The sequence below is a fragment of the Paracoccus spongiarum genome, from assembly GCF_030732095.1.
Lineage (GTDB): Bacteria > Pseudomonadota > Alphaproteobacteria > Rhodobacterales > Rhodobacteraceae > Paracoccus > Paracoccus spongiarum.
Window position 1 is genome coordinate 18,698 of record NZ_JAVAMQ010000001.1, and the last position, 17,900, is coordinate 36,597.

Genomic DNA, 17,900 nt, shown 5'->3' on the forward strand with positions numbered 1-17,900 from the left:
AAACCGTCACGCAGGGCATGCGCCGGGGTTCCGCGCCGGGCGGCCCGCAGCACCCGCAGCGTCACGCCGCAGGAATAACCCATGCCGCGGGACGCGCCAAGCGTCAGGCGCGGCGGATTTGAGCTAATGAGCCGGTTTCATCGGCTTTCCCGCAACATAGGTCTGCGCGACGGCGCGATCGTCGCCCATGATCTGCAGGATGAACAGTTCCTCGGCCAGCGTCGCGGCGCGCTCGGCCCGCAGCGCCATGGCGGGCGTCGCGCGGGCATCCAGCACCACCAGATCGGCATCGCTGCCCGGCGCCAGCGTGCCGATGCGGTCCTCCATGCCAAGCGCCCGGGCATTGCCCCGCGTGGCCCAGTGGAACGCCGTCAGCGGATGCAGCTTCTGGCCGCGCAGCTGCAGGATCTTGTAGCCCTCGTTCAGCGTCTGCAGCATCGAATAGCTGGTGCCGCCGCCGACATCGGTCGCGATGCCGCTGACCACGCCCGCGGCGCGCAGCCCGGCCTCGTCGAACAGTCCCGATCCCAGGAACAGGTTCGAGGTCGGGCAGAACACCGCACGGCTGCCGGTCTCGGCCATGCGGGCGATCTCTCGGTCGCGCAGATGGATGCAATGACCCAGCAACAGCCGGTCGGAGAGAAGCCCGTAGGATTCATATATATCAAGATAATCCCGTGCCTTGGGATAAAGACTTAAGGTATAGTCGATCTCGGCGAGGTTCTCGCTCAGATGAGTCTGGACGTGGCAATCGGGATGTTCGCGGACCAGCGCACCCGTCGCCTCCATCTGTTCGGGCGTCGAGGTGATGGCAAAGCGCGGGGTGATCGCATAGCGTTGCCGGCCGCGGCCATGCCACGTCTCGATCAGCCGCTTGCTGTCGTCATAGCCCTGCTGCGGCGTGTCCTGCACCGCCGGCAGGGCGTTGCGATCCATCAGCACCTTGCCCGCGACCATCGCCATGTCGCGCGCCTCGGCAGCCGCGAACAGCGCCTCGGCCGAGGTGGCGTGGACCGAACAGAAGGCGACGGCGGTGGTCGTGCCATGCGCGGTCAGCTGGTCGAGGAACAGCCCGGCCATGCGGGTGGCGTGGTCGGGATCGGCGAACCGTGCCTCTTCCGGGAAGGTGTATGTGTTCAGCCAGTCCAGCAGCTGCGCGCCCCAGCTGGCGATCACCTGAACCTGCGGGAAATGGATATGGGGGTCGATGAAGCCCGGCAGGATCAGGTTCGGCCGGTGGTCGGTCTCGGCCAGGCCGGGCCGGGCCAGCGCGGCGTAGTCGTCCACCGCGACGATCCTGCCATCCTCGATCAGGATCGCGCCGTCTTCCAGATAGCGGTGGTTGTCCTCGGTCTCGGCCGGGTCGGCGTGGAAGTCGAGGACGCGGCCCCGGATCAACTGTTGCATGTCTGCTTCTTCGACGAAATCGTTGCGGTCAACCGGGCGATCAGCTCGGCGGCGGTATAGGCGGCAATGACCTCGGGGCGCTTGTCGGGCGAAAATCCCGCGCCGATCGGGGAGGTCAATGGCGCGGGATCAAGGCCACGGTCGCGCGCGAAACGGGCGAATTGCGCGCGCTTGGTGGCACTGCCGATCATGCCGACATAGGCCAGATCGGTGCGGGCAAGGGCTTCGGCGGCCAGCAGGAAATCGAGGGCGTGATCATGGGTCAGGATCACCACCGCACTGCCGGGCGCGGCGTCGCGCACCAGCGCCTCGGGCAGCGGCGTCAGAACGGTGGCCACGCCGGGCGCGGCGAGGTCCAGTTCCTCGGGCCTCGCGTCGATCAGCCGGACCCGGACCGGCAGCGGCTGCAGGGCCAGGGCCAGCGCGCGGCCGACATGCCCCGCGCCGAAGATCAGCACCTCGGGCTGTTCCTCGGGCGTCGGCCCGGACCGGTCCAGCTGCAGCACAACCCGCCCGCCGCAGCACTGGCCGATCTCGGGGCCAAGCGGCACGTCCATCCGGGCCTCGGTCTCGCCCTTGGCCAGCATCTGCCGGGCACGGTCGATGGCCATGTATTCCAGCTGGCCCCCGCCGATCGTGCCTTCGGGGCGGCCGACGCCCACGAACATCTCGGCCCCGACCTCGCGCGGCGCCGAGCCCTTGACCGAGACCACCCGCACCCGGATCATGGCCTGAGCCGGTTCACGGCCATCAGCACACGTTCGGGGGTGGCCGGCGCGTCCAGCCGGGCCGGTTCGCGGTAATCGGCGACCGAGGCCACCGCCATGTTGATCGCCTCGAAGACCGAGATGCCCAGCATGAAGGGCGGCTCGCCCACGGCCTTCGACCGCTTGATCGTGCGCTCGGCATTCTCGGACCAGTCGGCCAGTTTCACGTTGAAGATGCGCGGCTTGTCCGAGGCCAGCGGGATCTTGTAGGTCGAGGGGGCGTGCGTGCGCAGTCGGCCCTTGTCGTCCCACCACAGTTCCTCGCAGGTCAGCCAGCCGGTGCCCTGCACGAACGCGCCCTCGACCTGCCCGCGGTCCAGCGCGGGGTTCAGGCTGCGGCCCACGTCATGCAGCACATCGGCGCGGTCGATGACATATTCGCCGGTCAGCGTATCGACCGACACCTCGGCCGCTGCCGCGCCATAGGCGTAGTAATAGAAGGGCCGCCCACGCCCCGTCGCGCGGTCCCAGTGGATCTTGGGCGTCTTGTAGAAGCCCGCAGCCGAAAGGTGGATGCGCGCCATGTAGGCCGCCTGGATCACCTCGTCGAAGGGAATGTCGCGGTCGCCGGCGCGGATGTGGCCGGGCACGAAGCGCACCTGGTCGCGCGGCGCCTGCCAGCGTTCGGCGACGAATTCGACCAGCCGCGCCTTGATCTGCTCGGCCGCGTCCAGCGCCGCCATGCCGTTCAGGTCGGTGCCCGAGGATGCCGCCGTGGCCGATGTGTTGGGCACCTTCTCGGTCGTGGTGCGGGTGATCTTGATGCGGCCGATGTCGCACTGGAACGCCTCGGCCACGACCTGCGCAACCTTGGTGTTCAGCCCCTGCCCCATCTCGGTGCCGCCATGGTTCAGCGCGATCGAGCCGTCAGAATAGATGTGGATCAGCGATCCGGCCTGGTTGTACCAGGTGGCGGTGAAACTGATGCCGAACTTGACCGGGGTCAGCGCGATGCCCTTGCGGATCGTGCCGCCCTTCGCGTTCCAGTCCAGCACCGCCTGGCGGCGCGCCTGATAGTCGCTGCTGGCTTCCAGATCCTCGAAGATGCGCGGCAGGATCTGGTCCTCGACCTCCTGGTGATAGGGGGTCAGCTGGCCGTTGCGGTAAAGGTTCAGCTTGCGGATCTCCAGCGGGTCGCGGCCCAGCGCATAGCCGATTTCCTCGACCATGCGTTCGGCCACGATCACGCCCTGCGGGCCGCCGAAGCCGCGGAAGGCGGTGTTGCTGACGGTGTTGGTGCGCATCGGATGGCTGCGCAGTTCGACATCGGGATAGAAATAGGCGTTGTCGGCGTGGAACAGGGCGCGGTCGGTGACCGGCCCGCTGAGGTCCGAGGAAAAGCCGCAGCGCGCATACCAGTCGCCCGAGACGGCGAGGATGCGGCCGTCATCGTCGAAGCCCACCTCGTAATCGACCACGAAATCATGCCGCTTGCCGGTCGCGGTCATGTCGTCGTCGCGGTCCGGGCGGATCTTGACGGCGCGGTTCCACCGTTTCGCGGCGACCGCGGCCACGCAGGCGAACAGGTTCATCTGCGTTTCCTTGCCGCCGAAGCCGCCGCCCATGCGCCGGACATTGACCACGACCGAATGGCTGGGCACGCCCAGGACATGGGCGACCATGTGCTGCACCTCGGTCGGGTGCTGGGTCGAGACGTTGATCAGCACGTCCTCGTCCTCGCCGGGCACCGCCATGGCGATCTGGCCTTCCAGGTAGAAATGGTCCTGCCCGCCGATCTCGAAGCGCCCCTTGATCCGGTGCGGGGCCTTTTCCATCGCCTGCGCCGCATCGCCGCGCCGCAGGGTCAGCGGCTCGGTCACGTAGCCCATGTCGGCATCGCGCGCGGCGATCGGGTCCAGCACATGGGGCAGCGCGTCATAGCTGATCCTGGCCTTGTGCGCGCCCCGGCGGGCCTGGTCGCGGGTCTCGGCGATCACCGCAAAGACCGGCTGGCCCCAGAACAGCACCTCGCCCTCCGCAAAGACCGGCTCGTCATGCTTGCCGGTGGGTGAGACATCGTTGACGCCGGGCAGGTCCGCGGCCGTCAGCACGCCCAGAACGCCGGGCTGGGCCAGCGTGTCGGTGAAATCCATGCCGGTGATGCGGCCATGCGCGCAGGTCGACAGGCCCAGATAGGCGTGGATCAGCCCCGCCGGTTCGGCCAGGTCGTCGGTGTATTCCGCCCGCCCGGTGACGTGCTTGATGGCGCTGTCATGGATGGTGTCGCTGTGCGCGAGGCCGCGGATGATGGTGTCGTCCTTCATGGTCATTCTCCCACCGCGTATTTCAGACGGACCGGCAGGCCCGGTTCGGATTGTTCCAGCCAGAAGCGGCGGAACAGGTTGGCCGCGACGGCGCTGCGGTAGTCGGCGCTGGCACGCCAGTCGCTGAGCGGGGTGAAATCATCGGCCACCGCGCGGGCCGCCGCCTCGAAGGTTTCGGCGGCGAAGGGCTGGCCGGTCAGCGCGGCCTCGGCCCCGGCCGCGCGCTTGGGCGTCGCGGCCATGCCGCCGAAGGCCACCCGGGCGGCGGTGATGGTGCCGTCCTCGACCGTCAGGCAGATGCCCGCGGCGACGGCGGTGATGTCGCTGTCACGCCGCTTGCTGATCTTGTAGGCCGCGATCCGCGCGTGCTGCGGGATCGGGATGATCACCCGTTCGACGAATTCGCCGGGCGCGCGGTCCTGCTTGCCATAGTCGATGAAGAAGTCCTGCAGCGCCACCTCGCGCCGCGTGCCGCCCTTGCGCAGCACGATCCGTGCGCCCAGCGCGATCAGCAGCGGCGGCGTGTCCCCGATGGGCGAGCCGTTGGCGATGTTGGCGCCGACCGTGCCCATGTTGCGCACCTGCCAGCCGCCGATTCGCAGCCAGTAGTCCAGCGCGGCGGGGATGTGTTCGGCGATCAGCGGCGCGGCCTCGCTGTAGGTGACGCCGGCGCCCAGGCGGATCTCGCCCTCGGCCACCTCGATGTCCTTCATCAGATGGCCGATGAATACCGCGGGCGAGATGTCGCGCATGAATTTCGTCACCCACAGGCCGACATCGGTCGCACCGGCAACGATGGTGGCCTTGGGATTGGCGTCCAGCACCGCAGCCAGATCGTCGGTGTCGGCGGGAATGATGGCGCGTTCGCCGCCCTTCGACAACTCGATGCGTTCGCCCTGCATGGCGCGCAGCCGGGCGGCCACGGCGTCGCGCTCGGCGGCCAGCGCGTCCTGCGCCTGGCCACCCGCGCGGCCCGCCGCCAGCGCCGCCTTGATGATCGGCTCGTAGCCCGTGCAGCGGCAGAGATTGCCCTGCAGCGCCTCCTCGATCTGGGTCACGCCGGCGTCGGGATTGGTCATCCACAGCCCGTAAAGCGACATCACGATACCCGGCGTGCAGAAGCCGCACTGGCTGCCGTGATGGTCCACCATCGCCGCCTGGATCGGGTGCAGCCCGCCATCGGGACCGCGCAGATGCTCGACCGTGACGACATGGCAGCCGTGACAGGACGCCAGGAAGCGGATGCAGGCATTGATCGGCTCGTAGACCAGCCCGGTGTCGGTCAGCCGGCCCAGCAGGACCGTGCAGGCCCCGCAATCGCCCTCGGCGCAGCCTTCCTTGGTGCCGGTCAGGCGCCGCGCGATTCGCAGGTGATCCAGCAAGGTGTCGGACGGCCCGACCTCGCTGAGAGATAGTTCCTGATCGTTCAGCAGAAACCGCAGCTCGGGCGTCATGGCATTCCTCCTGGCTGTGAACCCGTTGAACAGAGTAGGCCGGAAAAAGAGATTGCGAAATCGGCCCCGACACGGAAGACTTTACACGAAGCATTGAAAGCGGTCCTGCATCATGTCGTATCTCGAAAGCCTGCGCGTCTTCGTGCGCGTCGTCGAACTGGGCTCGATCACCGCGGGCGGCAGGGATCTGCGGCTGTCGCCCGCGGTGGCGTCGAACCGCATCAAGGATCTTGAAAATCGCTTTGGCGTGCGGCTGCTGAACCGCACCACCCGCAAGCTGACCGCGACCGAGATCGGGCGCGCCTTCTATGACCATGCCCGCCGTGTCATCGACACGCTGGACGAGGCCGAGGCACTGGTCAGCAGCTTTTCGGGCAAGCCGCAGGGGGTGATCCGGCTGACCGCGCCGCTGGGGCTGGGCCGGCGGCTGATCGCGCCGCTGATCCCGCCCTTCTGCGCCGACAATCCGGGCGTCGATATCCGCCTGCGCCTGTCCGATCGCAACGTGAACATCGTCGAGGATGCCATTGATCTGGCATTTTTTCTGGGAGAGCCAGCGGATTCCGCCCTGAAGTGGCGCAAGATCGCGGACGCGCCGCGGGTGCTGGTCGCCTCGCCCGACTATCTGGGCGCGCACGGAACGCCGAAGAAGCCCGAGGATCTGGCCGCACACAACTGCCTGCTGCTGCGCTATCCGCGCAGCCCGGAATATTTCTGGATCCTGCAGGCGCCCGAGGGGCAGGAGAAGATGATGGTCAATGGCCGCTATGACACCGATGACGGCGACGTGCTGACATCCTGGGCGCTTGGCGGACATGGCATCGCGAATCGCCCGCTTTACGAGGTGTCCGAAGATCTGCGCGCCGGCAGGCTGGTGCAGGTGCTGCCCGACGCGCCGCCCCTGCCCTCGCAATTCGGCTGCCTGACCCCGCATCGCCGGTTGCAGGATCCCAAGGTGCGGATGTTCGCTGATTTCGCGGTGCGCGAGCTGAAGAAGGTGTTCTAGGCGTGGCCGGGGCACGCGGCCCCGGCCACGGCCGTTGTCAGCCGAAGGCGCGCCTGATACCCGGCAGCCGCGACAGCACCAGAAGATCGGCCAGAAGGACTGCGGCCAGCGTCAGCCCCGCCATCGGAAAGGCCAGCGAGACCGCCAGCCCGACCGCCACGGCGCCCTTCCAGAACGGCATGTTCTCGGGCAGCGGCGGCGCGACAAGACGGGCCTGCCCTGCGGGACGGCGCTTCCACCACATCACCAGCCCCGACAGGCAGAGGAAGATCACCGACAGGCAGAACAGCGTGTTGGCCAGCACGCTCCACAGCCCCAGCGTGCCCATGTGCAGCGCCACGCCCACCGCCATCGCCTTGCCCATCAGCGAATAGTCCTGATAGCGGATGTCGGCCAGGATCCTGCCACTGAAGCGGTCCACATGCACCACCCGGTCACTGGTCGGGTCGGTGCTGTCGGTGCTCATCGAATCGCGGCTGAGGGTCCAGACGCCATTGTCGCTCTGCGGCAGGTTCAGCTGGTAGCGCGCGTCATAGCCGATCTGACGGGCCAGCGCGTCCACGCTGTCCAGATCGACGGCGCCGGCGATGCCGTCATGTCCGGCCTGCGAGCCCGAGGCGGGCATCGGCGTCTGTTCCAGCGCCCAGGGCACCTCCTTGGCGCCGTGGTTCATGGTCGCATGCACGTCGTCGGACAGCGGGATGTTGTCGTATTTCCCGGCCGGAAAGCTGGACCAGGCCTGCACCAGCTTTTCGCCCCAGACGCCCGACCAGGACAGGCCCGAGACGAGGAAGAAGAACAGGAAGACCGAGATCCAGACCCCGATCGTGGCGTGCAGCGACTTCCACAGCCCGCGCCCGCGCGCCGACAGCCGCGGCACGAAGGCGCGCAGGACGCCACCCTCGCGCGGCCACCACAGGTAAAGCCCCGTGGCCAGCAGCACGACGCCAAGCGAAGCCGCGATCTCGATCATCCGGTCGCCGGTGACGCCCAGCATCAGGGTGCCGTGGAAATTGTCCGCCCAGTCATCCCAGCCGCTGCGGCGCGGGAACTGGTCCAGGACGGTGGCGCGATAGGGATCGACGACCACCATCTGGGCCGCGCCCTCGGCATCATCTACGCGAAAGATCGCCGCCAGGTCGGGGGTGCGCGGCGCGACATACTGGACCAGCTTTCCGCCCGGCACCGCAGCCAGCGCGGCGTCTGCCTGGGCCGAGACGGCCAGCGCTGCTCCGGTCGGAATGACGGCGGTGCGTTCGCCGTCGCGGCCGTCTATCCAGGCGATCCACAGCATCATCATGCCGGTGACGGCCAGCATCAGGAAGAACGGCACCACGACGATGCCGGCATAGAAATGCCAGCGCCAGGCGGCGCGATACAGCTTGGCCGCGCGGCCCGGATCGACCGGGTGGGCGGCGTCGAAATTGCCGTCAGTGATCGCCATCGGGACCTCCTGCGGCAGGCGAAATTGCGGGTGGGTTCATCGGAAGGCTCCGTTTGCACCATCGGCCGCGGCCTGCGGCGGGTGCGGGTTTCGCGTGTCGGTGACGAGACGCGGCAGGTGGCCGCGCGGTCAGGCGCGCGGCGGCGCGCGGGCGAAACGGGTGCGGGCCAGCCTCCGGACATCGTCGGTGGCGCTGTCGCGCGTCAGGAAGGCGGCATGGGCCAGCGCCAGCCAGCCCGGATGCCACACGGGCGGCACGCCATCAAGCGCCGCGACCAGCAGGCACAGCGGACCGTCATGCGCCTGCTCGGGGGCGGGCTGCGGGTGATGGCCGGGACCCAGATCCAGTCGTTCAAGCCCGTCCCCGGTGCAGATCAGGACGCTGCGCGAATCCGTCAGGCCCAGAACGGCAAGCGCCGCCGAGGTTTTCGGCAGCACAACCCCGAGGACGACCCCAAGGACGATCAGCAATCTTAAGGCGTAAAGGCGCATCGCGAAACCGTTACCGCGATCCGCCCCATCCGTTAAGCGAAAATAATCGGGCCGGCGATTACATGCCGGCCAGGTCGGCCCCGCCCGCCTGCCGGAACCAGCGGATCACGCGGGCGCGTTCGGCGTCCTCCATGTAGCTGACATTGGCGGGCGGCATCGCATCGGTCAGGCCGGCCTGCACATAGATGTCGCGGGCGGCGCGGGCGATGTCGGCGGGGGTCTCGAGAAAGACCCCCTTCGGCGCGTGGGTGATGCCCTCGTAGCCGGGTTCGCGGGCGTGGCACATCGCACAGCGGCCCATCACGATGTCGCTGACCTCCTGGAAGCCCTCGGCATCGGCGTAACGCTGTTCCACGGGCGACAGCGTGCGGGCCTCGGCCTCTTCATAGCTGTCCTGGTTGAGGCCCATGGAACTCAGCCACATGATCATGATGAACAGCGCCGCCGTCACCGCCCATGTCCACCACAGATCGCCCTTGCGAGCGTGCATGGTGTTGAAATAGTGCCGGATCGTCACCCCCATCAGGAAGATCAGCGCCGCGATCAGCCAGTTGTATTCGCTGGCGAAGGCAAGCGGATAGTGGTTCGACAGCATCAGGAACACGACCGGCAGGGTCAGGTAGTTGTTGTGCGTCGAACGCAGCTTGGCGATCCGGCCGTATTTCGGATCGGGCGAGCGCCCGGCCTTCAGGTCGGCCACCACGATGCGCTGGTTCGGCATGATGACCAGAAAGACGTTGGCGGTCATGATCGTCGCGGTGAAGGCACCCAGATGCAGCAGCGCGGCGCGGCCGGTGAAGACCTGGTTGTAGCCCCAGCCCATGATCACCAGCGCCACGAACAGCAGCAGCATCAGCACCGTCGGCGTCTCGCCCAGCTTCGACTTGCACAGCGTGTCATAGATCAGCCAGCCGATCGCCAGCGAGCCGCCGGAAATCGCGATCGCCTGCCAGGTCGCCAGCTCGAGCTTGGCCGGATCGATCAGATACAGGTTCGCGCTGGCCCAGTAGGTGACCATCAGCAGCGCCGCGCCGGACAGCCAGGTGGCATAGCTTTCCCATTTGAACCAGGTCAGATGCTCGGGCATCTTCTCGGGCGCGACCAGGTATTTCTGGATGTGGTAGAAGCCGCCGCCGTGAACCTGCCACTCTTCGCCATAGGCGCCCTTGGGCATGTTCGGCGCCTTGGTCAGGCCAAGGTCCAGCGCCACGAAATAGAACGAACTGCCGATCCAGGCGACGGCGGTGATGACGTGCAGCCAGCGCGTCGCGAAGGCCAGCCATTCCCAGATGATGACATAATCGGGAATCATCGCTCAGCTCCCACGATAGGTTGAAAATCCGAAGGGCGAGACCAGCAGCGGGACGTGGTAATGGTCCTGCTGCGACATGCCGAAGCGGATCGGGATGATGTCGAGAAAGCGCGGGCTTTCGGGCGGCACGCCGGTTGCGTCCATCCAGTCGCCGGCATGGAATTCCAGCTCGTAGCTGCCGGTCTCGAACTCGGCCGCGGGCAGGATCTGCCGGTCGGTGCGACCATCGGCATTGGTGCGCAGCCGCGCGATTTCAGTCCTCTGGCCGCCGTCGAGGCGGAACAGCACCACCTCCATGCCCTCGGCGGGCGTGCCGCGGGCAGTGTCCAGAACATGGGTCGTCAGGTAACCGGGCATCTGCGCCTCCCCTCCACTTTCGTTGATGCGTCGATAACCGATGCGCCATGGTCCGCGCGAGAGGGGCATGACGCAAGGTAGTCTCAAGTTTCCATAGAAAATCGCGCGGGGTTCCCCCGGGGATCACCCGGCCAGCCGCGCGACGGCGTTCTGCGCCCGCGCCCGAAGATCGCGCGGGTCGGCGGTCAGCAGGCGGTGGTCGCCGACGACGGCACGGCCCTGCACATAGACGGCGCGCGGGCGGACCGGCGCGCAGAAGATCAGCGCCGCGACCGGGTCCCACTGGCCCGCCAGCGGCAGGTCGGACACATCCCACAGCACCAGGTCGGCCTGCATCCCCGGCGCCAACGCGCCGATGTCGTGCCGGCCCAGCACCCGTGCCCCGCCGCGCGTCGCGATCTCCAGCGCCTCGCGCGCACCAAGCGCGGCAGGGCCGTCGCGCAGCCGGGCGACCAGCATCGCCTGCCGTGCCTCCAGCCCCAGATGGCTGCAATCATTGCTGGCCGAGCCGTCCACGCCCAGCCCGACAGGCACGCCGGCGTCGCGCAGCGCGCGCACCGGGGCGATGCCGCTGGCCAGCCTGGCGTTGGAACAGGGGCAATGCGCGATCCCGGTGCCGGTGCGCGCGAACAGGTCGATCTCGGGCGGCGACAGCTTGACGCAATGGGCGTGCCACACGTCGTCGCCGGTCCAGCCCAGGCTTTCCGCGTAATCGCCCGGCAGCATCCCGAAATTGTCCAGCGAGTAGCGGATGTCCTCGTCGTTCTCGGCCAGGTGGGTGTGCAGCCTGACGCCCTTTTCGCGGGCCAGGATCGCCGCGTCGCGCATCAGCTCGCGGCTGACGGAGAAGGGAGAACAGGGGGCAAGCCCGACCTGCACCATCGCCCCCTCGGATGCATCGTGGAAGGCATCCACGACCCGTTCGCTGTCACGCAGGATCGCGGCCTCGTCCTCGACCAGCGCGTCGGGCGGCAGGCCCCCCCGGCTTTCGCCGATCGACATGGCCCCGCGCGTGGCCGTGAACCGGATGCCGATCCTGCGCGCCGCCTCGATGCTGTCGTCCAGCCGCGCACCGTTCGGGAACATGTAGAGATGGTCCGACGAACAGGTGCAGCCCGACAGCGCCAGTTCGGCCAGGCCGATCTCGGCCGACAGGCGGATATCGTCGGGCCCCATGCGCGCCCAGATCGGGTAAAGCGTCTTGAGCCAGCCGAACAGCGCGGCGTCCTGCGCGGCAGGCACGGCGCGGGTCAGCGTCTGGAACAGGTGGTGGTGGGTGTTGACGAGGCCCGGGGTGATCACGCAGCCCGCCGCCTCGACCACCTCGGCGCCGTCGCGCGGCAGGTTTTCACCCGCCGCCACGACCTTTCCGTTTTCGACCAGGACATCCCCGCCCCGGATCTCGCGCCGGTCGTCGTCCATCGTGACGACGACCTCTGCGCCCCGAAACAGCGTCCTAGTGGTCGGCGACATGGCCCGCCGCCCGCAGCTCTTCCTCGTCCACATGGGCCGCGCCGTTGTAGAACCAGTTCAGCAGGACCGCCGTGATCGCCGCCAGCAGGATGCCGGAGTGGATCAGCGGGTGGATCGCATGGGGCATCCACTGGTTGAAGTTCGGCGCCACCAGCGGGATCATCCCCATCCCGACCGAGATCGCGACGATGAACAGGTTGTGGCGGTTGTTGGCGAAATCGACCCGCGCCAGGATGCGCACCCCGGTCGCCGCGACCATGCCGAACATCACCAGGCCGGCGCCCCCCAGAACCGTGGTCGGCAGGCTTTCGACCAGCGCGCCCATCTTCGGGATCAGTCCCAGCACGATCATGATCGCCCCGCCCGCCACGCAGACAAAGCGCGAGCGGATGCCGGTGACCCCCACCAGACCGACGTTCTGGCTGAACGAGGTATAGGGGAAGGTGTTGAACACGCCGCCGATCACCGTGCCCAGACCATCGGCGCGCAGCCCGGCGGCCAGGCTCTTCTGCTCCAGCGGCTTCTTGCAGATATCCGACAGCGCCAGGAACATGCCGGTGCTCTCGATCAGCGTGACCAGCATGACCAGCACCATCGTCGCGATCATGATCGGGTCAAAGGTGGGCATGCCGAAATGGAACGGTTTGATGACCGCGAACCATTCCGCCGCGCCGACCTTGTCGAAGTTCATCATGCCCAGCATCGCGGCGACGACGCCGCCGACGACGATGCCGACCAGCACCGCGATGTTCGACAGGAAGCCGCGGGCATATTTCGACACCACAAGGATCGTGCCCAGCACCAGGACCGCGATCAGGATGTTGCGTCCCGCCGCATAAAGCGGGTTCTGCAGCGTCGGGGCCAGGGTCACGCTGGCCGGAACCTCGCCTGCCGCGCGGGCGGCCTCCAGCCAGGCAGCGGCGGCGGGATCGACGACCTTCGGCGCGGTCGGGCCGACCTGAAGGCCGAAGATCCAGTTGATGCCGATGGGCATCAGGCTGATGCCGATGGTCAGGATCAGCGTGCCGGTCACGACCGGCGGAAAGAACCGCAGCATCTTCGAGATGAAGGGCGCGATGATGATGCCGATGATCCCCGCCGCGATGATCGCGCCGAACAGCGCGCGTGCGCCGTCATGGCCGGGCAGCGAGGTGGCCACCGCCACCATCGGGCCGACCGAGGCGAAGGTCACGCCCATCATCACCGGCAGCTTGATGCCGAAATACTGGGTCGCGCCAAAGCTCTGGATGATCGAGACGATACCGCAGACGAACAGGTCGGCCGAGATCAGGAATGCCACCTCCTCGGGCGGCAGGTTCAGCGCCCGGCCCACGATCAGCGGAACCGCGATGGCCCCCGCATACATGACCAGGACGTGCTGGAAGCCAAGCGTCAGCAGCTTGGGGGCGGGCAGGATCTCATCAACCGGATGGATGCTGCCCTGATAGGTGGTGTCAGACATGGTGGACCTCCCGTTCCACTGAAATCAACGTGCCGTCAGATCTCGACCTCGATGGCCTTTCCCTGTTGCCGTGCCAGTTCCACGACGGCACCCGCCACGGCGAGGTCCTGCAGACCCACGCCGGTGCCGTCGAAAATGGTGACCTCCGCATTGCCACGCCCCTCGTGATTGCCGGTGATGACCCGGCCTATCGCGATGACATCGCTGTCGGAAATCGTTTTCTGCGCCGCGGCATGCTGGAATTCACCGATGCTGAGCGATTGCGCAACCTCGTCGGTGAAAAGCCGGGCACGGGCGATCAGCGCCGGGTCAAGCTCCTGCTTGCCCTTGGTGTCGGTGCCCATCGCGGCGATATGCGTGGGCCCCGTCACATGGCCGTCCATCAGCAGCGGGTCGAAGGCCGAGGTGATCGAGATGATGACATCGGCCTCGGCGCCCAGGCGATCCAGATCCACCGCCTCGAAGGGCAGGCCCAGATCCGCCGCGGTGTCGGCCAGCCGGCCCAGCATCTCGGGATGCGGGTTCCAGCCGATCACCTTCTCGAAGCCGTGAACGCCCGCCGCCGCGCGCATCTGGAAGGCCGACTGGTGGCCAGCGCCGATCATGCCCAGCACCTTCGCGCCCGCAGGCGCAAGATGCTTGATCGACACGGCGCTGGCCGCCGCCGTGCGCAATGCGGTCAGCAGGTTCCCTCCAACCGCCGCCGCCACGCGCCCGGTGTCCGGGTCGAACAGGAACACCGTGGACTGATGGTTGATCAGCCCGTGCTTCTGGTTGTTCGGCCAGTAGCCGCCCGCCTTCAGCCCCAGATTGGCGCCCTTGCGGTCGAACCCGCCCTTGAAGCCGTACAGCGCATCCTCGTGCCCGATCGCCTCGCGGACCACCGGGAAGTTGTAGGCGTCGCCCGAGGCCATCGAGGCGAACACCGCCTCGACCGCGTCGAATGCCGCCTCGGGGGTCATCAGCCCGGCGATCTCCTTCTCAGGGACGACCCACATCAGTAGGCCTTCCCGCGGGCGCTGACCGGCCACAGGGTCTCGACCTTGCCGTTGCGGACGCCCACATACCAGTCATGGACGTTGCAGGTCGGGTCGCAATGGCCCGGCACCAGGCGCAGCTTGTCATTGACCTTCAGCACGCCCTGCGGGTCGTCGATCACGCCGTGCTCGTCGCTGCACTTGACGTATTTCACGTCGTCGCGGCCATAGATGAAGGGCAGGCCGCTATCGACCGACTGGGCCTTCAGGCCGGCGTCGCAGATCGCCTTGTCGGCCTTGGCATGGCTCATCACCGAGGTCAGGATGAACAGCGCGTTTTCCCATTCGCCCTGGTCGATGCGGTTGCCGTCCTTGTCGAGGATGCGGCCGTAATCGGCGTCCATGAAGGCATAGCTGCCGCACTGCAACTCGTTGTAGACGCCCGAATTGCTTTCGAAGTAATAGCTGCCGGTGCCGCCGCCGGAGACCAGCTCGGGCTCAAGCCCGGCGTCCTTCAGCGCGTCCACGGCTTCCTTGACCTGGGCGATGGCTGCGTCGAGTTTCGCCTTGCGATCCTCATAGCTGTCCATGTGCTGCATGGCGCCCTGATAGGCCTGGATGCCGGTGAACTTCAGCCCCGGCGCCGCATCGACAGCCTTCGCGATCTCGACCACCGCATCGGCGGTCTTGACGCCGCAGCGGCCGGCACCGCAGTCGATTTCCACGAACACCTCAAGCTGGGTGCCGTGCTTCTCGGCCGCAGCCGACAGGTCGGCCACGTTCGCCACGTCATCCACGCAGACGATGATGCGCGAGCCGTGCTTGGGCAGCTGCGCCAGCCGGTCGATCTTGCCGGGGTCGCGGACCTGGTTGCTGACCAGCACATCCTTGATGCCGCCGCGCACGAAGACCTCGGCCTCGCTGACCTTCTGGCAGCAGACGCCGACGGCGCCGCCGAGGGATTCCTGCAGCTTCTGGACATCGACCGACTTGTGCATCTTGCCGTGGCTGCGATGGCGCATGCCATGCGCCTTGGCATAGTCGCCCATCTTGCGGATGTTGCGCTCAAGCGCGTCCAGATCGAGGATCAGGCAGGGCGTCTGGATGTCCTTCTCGTCCATCCCCGGCAGGGCGGGCACATCGTAGCCGACTTCAAGGCCGTCGAAAGTGGTGGGTGCGTTCATGGATAGCCCTCCTCAGATCCAGGGCAGCTTGTCGAGATCGACATTGCCGCCGGTGATGATGATGCCGACACGCTTGCCGGCGAATGCGTCGCGGTTCTTCAGGATGGTGGCCAGCGGCACGGCGCTGCTGGGCTCCATCACCACGCGCAGGTGTTTCCAGGTGAGTTTCATTGCCTCGATGATCTCGGCATCCGAGGCGGTGTAGATTTCCGACACGTGGTTGCTGACGAAATGCCAGGTCAGTTCCTTCAGCGGCACCAGCAAGCCGTCGGCGATGGTCTTGGGCGCGTCATCGGCGATGATGTGGCCGGCCTTGAAGCTGCGATAGGCGTCGTCTGCCTGTTCCGGCTCGGCCGCGATCACCTTCGTCTCGGGCGCCAGCGTCGCCAGCGTCAGGCAGGTGCCCGAGATCATGCCGCCGCCGCCGATCGGCGCCACCACCATGTCGACGCCGTCGGTCTGTTCCATGAATTCCTTGGCGCAGGTGCCCTGCCCCGCGATCACCCGCGGGTCATTGTAGGGATGCACGAAATCGCCGCCCGTCTCGGCCTGCACGGTCGCGAAGGTCGCCTCGCGCGAGCTGGTCGAGGGCTCGCATTCGGTGATCCTGCCGCCATAGCGGCGCACGGTATCCTTCTTGGCCTGCGGCGCGGTGCGCGGCATGACGACGTTGCAGGGGATGCCGCGCCGCATCGCCGCATAGCTGAGGCAGGAGGCATGGTTGCCCGATGAATGCGTGGCCACGCCGCGCGCGGCCTGCGCCTCGTCCAGACCGAACACCGCATTGGTGGCGCCGCGGACCTTGAAGGCCCCCGGCTCCTGAAAGTTCTCGCATTTGAAGAACAGCTGCGCGCCTGTCAGATCGTTGAGGTAATCCGAGACCCGGACCGGCGTGCGGCGGATATGCGGCTTGATCCGCTCATGCGCGGCCAGCATGTCCTCGTAGCTGGGGATCAGCATGTCAGCATCCTTCATCACGCGGCGGCCTTATGGGCGCTGGCGGCGCTTTGGCGGTAATGTTCCTGCGCGGCGGCGACACCGCTGCCCAAGGTGACCGGCAGGCCCAGGTCGGCCATGACCATTTCCGCCGTGGCAATGCCCGACAGCGCCATGACATCGGTGAGGCTGCCCAGATGGCCGATGCGGAAGACCTTGCCCGCGACATCGCCAAGCCCCGTGCCGAAGGCCACGCCATAGGTGTTCAGCGCGTGGCTGACGATCTTGTTGGCGTCGAAGCCCTCGGGCACGCGGATCGCGCTGACGCTGTCGGAATAGAGGTCCGGGCGCAGCGCGCAGAGGCTGAGGCCCCAGGCGCCGACCGCCTGGCGCACGCCCTCTGCGATGCGGTGATGGCGGGCAAAGACGTTTTCCAGCCCCTCCTCCAGCAGCATGTCGCAGGCGACGTTCAGCCCGTTCAGCAGGCCGACCGGCGGGGTGTAGGGAAAGCCGTTGGCGGCATAGCCCTTGGCCATGTCGCGGATGTCGAAGAAGGTGCGCGGCAGTTTCGCGCCCTCGACCGCGGCCATGGCCTTGGGCGAAAAGCCCGCGATCGCCAGGCCGGGGGGCAGCATGAAGCCCTTTTGCGACCCGGTGACGGCAATATCGACGCCCCATTCGTCCATGCGGAAATCATAGCAAGCGATCGAGCTGACGCCGTCAACGAACAGCAGCGCCGGGTGGCCGGCGGCGTCCAGAGCGCGGCGGACGGCGGCGATGTCGCTGCGCACGCCGGTCGCGGTCTCGTTATGCGTGGCCAGCACGACCTTGATCTCGTGGTTCCTGTCGGCGGTCAGGATTTCCTCGAAGCGGTCGGCGGGAACGCCGTCGCCCCAGGTCTGGGTGACGACCTGGACATCCAGCCCGTGACGCTGACACATGTCGATCCAGCGATGGCTGAACATGCCGTTGCGCGCGGCCAGGACCTTGTCGCCTGCCGACAGGGTGTTGGTGATCGCGGTTTCCCAGCCGCCGGTGCCGGTCGAGGGAAACACGAAGACCTGCCCCTCGGTGGTCTTGAGAACCTTCTTGACGCCTTCCAGCGCCGGGTGAAGGATCTTTCCGAAGACAGGGCTGCGGTGGTCGATCGTGGGCATGTCCACGGCCTTGCGCAGCACTTCGGGGATATTGGTCGGGCCGGGAATGAAGACGGGATTCTGGCTAGTCATTGGGCGACTCCTCCTGCGAGTTGAGATCAAGACTACTCCCTGCGGCGCAATGTCACAATTTTTTTGGAAAAGTTTTCCGGTAGACGGTAATTCGCTGGAAAATCCATGCGGAACATGGCCTTGTAATTTTCCACCT

The 17,900-nt window shown here is 67.1% G+C and carries 15 protein-coding genes; 1 reads left to right on the plus strand and 14 read right to left on the minus strand.

Annotated elements, in window-relative coordinates; translation table 11 throughout:
• Positions 1-123: 123 nt before the first annotated feature.
• Genes guaD through xdhA form a run of 4 tightly spaced genes read right to left on the minus strand, consistent with a single transcriptional unit; the run spans position 124 to position 5,892 of the window.
• A complete protein-coding gene (gene guaD, locus Q5Y72_RS00090; protein WP_305961430.1) occupies positions 124-1,407 on the minus strand; it encodes a guanine deaminase in 1,284 nt (427 codons plus the stop codon).
• On the minus strand, positions 1,395-2,135 hold the full coding sequence (xdhC, locus tag Q5Y72_RS00095) for a xanthine dehydrogenase accessory protein XdhC (RefSeq protein WP_305961432.1): 741 nt from the start codon (positions 2,133-2,135) through the stop codon (positions 1,395-1,397). Before xdhC ends, guaD begins: the two co-directional genes overlap by 13 nt.
• A complete protein-coding gene (xdhB, locus tag Q5Y72_RS00100; protein ID WP_305961433.1) occupies positions 2,132-4,438 on the minus strand; it encodes a xanthine dehydrogenase molybdopterin binding subunit in 2,307 nt (768 codons plus the stop codon). The genes xdhC and xdhB overlap by 4 nt, the downstream gene beginning before the upstream one ends.
• Positions 4,439-4,440: 2 nt before the next feature.
• Positions 4,441-5,892 carry a xanthine dehydrogenase small subunit gene (gene xdhA / locus Q5Y72_RS00105; RefSeq protein ID WP_305961434.1) on the minus strand — a complete coding sequence of 484 codons (1,452 nt, stop codon included), beginning with the start codon at positions 5,890-5,892 and terminating at the stop codon, positions 4,441-4,443.
• A gap of 112 nt (positions 5,893-6,004) precedes the next feature.
• Between xdhA and Q5Y72_RS00110 the strand changes: the two genes are divergently transcribed.
• Positions 6,005-6,898, plus strand: coding sequence for a LysR family transcriptional regulator (locus Q5Y72_RS00110; RefSeq protein WP_305961435.1), 894 nt, complete (start codon positions 6,005-6,007; stop codon positions 6,896-6,898).
• Between the two features lie 37 nt (positions 6,899-6,935).
• Here the strand turns inward: Q5Y72_RS00110 and Q5Y72_RS00115 are convergent, their stop codons facing one another.
• The 10 genes from Q5Y72_RS00115 to bhcA form a co-directional block, all read right to left on the minus strand.
• Positions 6,936-8,342, minus strand: coding sequence for a PepSY-associated TM helix domain-containing protein (locus Q5Y72_RS00115; protein ID WP_305961437.1), 1,407 nt, complete (start codon positions 8,340-8,342; stop codon positions 6,936-6,938).
• A 129-nt stretch (positions 8,343-8,471) separates the two neighbouring features.
• Positions 8,472-8,834, minus strand: a complete 363-nt coding sequence (locus Q5Y72_RS00120) for a hypothetical protein (RefSeq protein ID WP_305961438.1) — start codon at positions 8,832-8,834, stop codon at positions 8,472-8,474.
• A 58-nt stretch (positions 8,835-8,892) separates the two neighbouring features.
• Entirely contained in the window at positions 8,893-10,146 is a 1,254-nt protein-coding gene (locus Q5Y72_RS00125) for a urate hydroxylase PuuD (RefSeq protein ID WP_371930722.1), read from the minus strand.
• Positions 10,147-10,149: 3 nt separating this feature from the next.
• Positions 10,150-10,503, minus strand: a complete 354-nt coding sequence (uraH, locus tag Q5Y72_RS00130; RefSeq protein WP_305961439.1) for a hydroxyisourate hydrolase — start codon at positions 10,501-10,503, stop codon at positions 10,150-10,152.
• A 123-nt stretch (positions 10,504-10,626) separates the two neighbouring features.
• Complete coding sequence (locus Q5Y72_RS00135) at positions 10,627-11,976, minus strand: 8-oxoguanine deaminase (RefSeq protein ID WP_305961440.1); 1,350 nt, start codon at positions 11,974-11,976, stop codon at positions 10,627-10,629.
• Complete coding sequence (locus Q5Y72_RS00140; RefSeq protein WP_305961441.1) at positions 11,960-13,438, minus strand: nucleobase:cation symporter-2 family protein; 1,479 nt, start codon at positions 13,436-13,438, stop codon at positions 11,960-11,962. The genes Q5Y72_RS00135 and Q5Y72_RS00140 overlap by 17 nt, the downstream gene beginning before the upstream one ends.
• Before the next feature lie 35 nt (positions 13,439-13,473).
• Positions 13,474-14,436 carry an iminosuccinate reductase BhcD gene (gene bhcD, locus Q5Y72_RS00145; RefSeq protein ID WP_305961442.1) on the minus strand — a complete coding sequence of 321 codons (963 nt, stop codon included), beginning with the start codon at positions 14,434-14,436 and terminating at the stop codon, positions 13,474-13,476.
• Positions 14,436-15,599, minus strand: a complete 1,164-nt coding sequence (gene bhcC, locus Q5Y72_RS00150; RefSeq protein WP_305961443.1) for a 3-hydroxy-D-aspartate aldolase BhcC — start codon at positions 15,597-15,599, stop codon at positions 14,436-14,438. The genes bhcD and bhcC overlap by 1 nt, the downstream gene beginning before the upstream one ends.
• Positions 15,600-15,611: 12 nt before the next feature.
• Positions 15,612-16,574 carry a beta-hydroxyaspartate dehydratase BhcB gene (bhcB, locus tag Q5Y72_RS00155; RefSeq protein WP_305961444.1) on the minus strand — a complete coding sequence of 321 codons (963 nt, stop codon included), beginning with the start codon at positions 16,572-16,574 and terminating at the stop codon, positions 15,612-15,614.
• Positions 16,574-17,764, minus strand: a complete 1,191-nt coding sequence (gene bhcA, locus Q5Y72_RS00160) for an L-aspartate--glyoxylate aminotransferase BhcA (RefSeq protein WP_305961445.1) — start codon at positions 17,762-17,764, stop codon at positions 16,574-16,576. The genes bhcB and bhcA overlap by 1 nt, the downstream gene beginning before the upstream one ends.
• Positions 17,765-17,900: the final 136 nt, after the last annotated feature.

Bases quoted from the DNA above. Each gene is read 5' to 3' on its own strand.
- bhcD (WP_305961442.1), bottom strand. From the start codon at position 14,436: ATGTGGGTCGTCCCTGAGAAGGAGATCGCCGGGCTGATGACCCCCGAG.
- xdhC (WP_305961432.1), bottom strand. From the start codon at position 2,135: ATGATCCGGGTGCGGGTGGTCTCGGTCAAGGGCTCGGCGCCGCGCGAG.
- Q5Y72_RS00110 (WP_305961435.1), top strand. From the start codon at position 6,005: ATGTCGTATCTCGAAAGCCTGCGCGTCTTCGTGCGCGTCGTCGAACTG.
- bhcB (WP_305961444.1), bottom strand. From the start codon at position 16,574: ATGAAGGATGCTGACATGCTGATCCCCAGCTACGAGGACATGCTGGCC.
- Q5Y72_RS00140 (WP_305961441.1), bottom strand. From the start codon at position 13,438: ATGTCTGACACCACCTATCAGGGCAGCATCCATCCGGTTGATGAGATC.
- bhcC (WP_305961443.1), bottom strand. From the start codon at position 15,599: ATGAACGCACCCACCACTTTCGACGGCCTTGAAGTCGGCTACGATGTG.
- Q5Y72_RS00120 (WP_305961438.1), bottom strand. From the start codon at position 8,834: ATGCGCCTTTACGCCTTAAGATTGCTGATCGTCCTTGGGGTCGTCCTC.
- xdhB (WP_305961433.1), bottom strand. From the start codon at position 4,438: ATGAAGGACGACACCATCATCCGCGGCCTCGCGCACAGCGACACCATC.
- Q5Y72_RS00125 (WP_371930722.1), bottom strand. From the start codon at position 10,146: ATGATTCCCGATTATGTCATCATCTGGGAATGGCTGGCCTTCGCGACG.
- Q5Y72_RS00115 (WP_305961437.1), bottom strand. From the start codon at position 8,342: ATGGCGATCACTGACGGCAATTTCGACGCCGCCCACCCGGTCGATCCG.
- guaD (WP_305961430.1), bottom strand. From the start codon at position 1,407: ATGCAACAGTTGATCCGGGGCCGCGTCCTCGACTTCCACGCCGACCCG.
- xdhA (WP_305961434.1), bottom strand. From the start codon at position 5,892: ATGACGCCCGAGCTGCGGTTTCTGCTGAACGATCAGGAACTATCTCTC.
- uraH (WP_305961439.1), bottom strand. From the start codon at position 10,503: ATGCCCGGTTACCTGACGACCCATGTTCTGGACACTGCCCGCGGCACG.
- Q5Y72_RS00135 (WP_305961440.1), bottom strand. From the start codon at position 11,976: ATGTCGCCGACCACTAGGACGCTGTTTCGGGGCGCAGAGGTCGTCGTC.
- bhcA (WP_305961445.1), bottom strand. From the start codon at position 17,764: ATGACTAGCCAGAATCCCGTCTTCATTCCCGGCCCGACCAATATCCCC.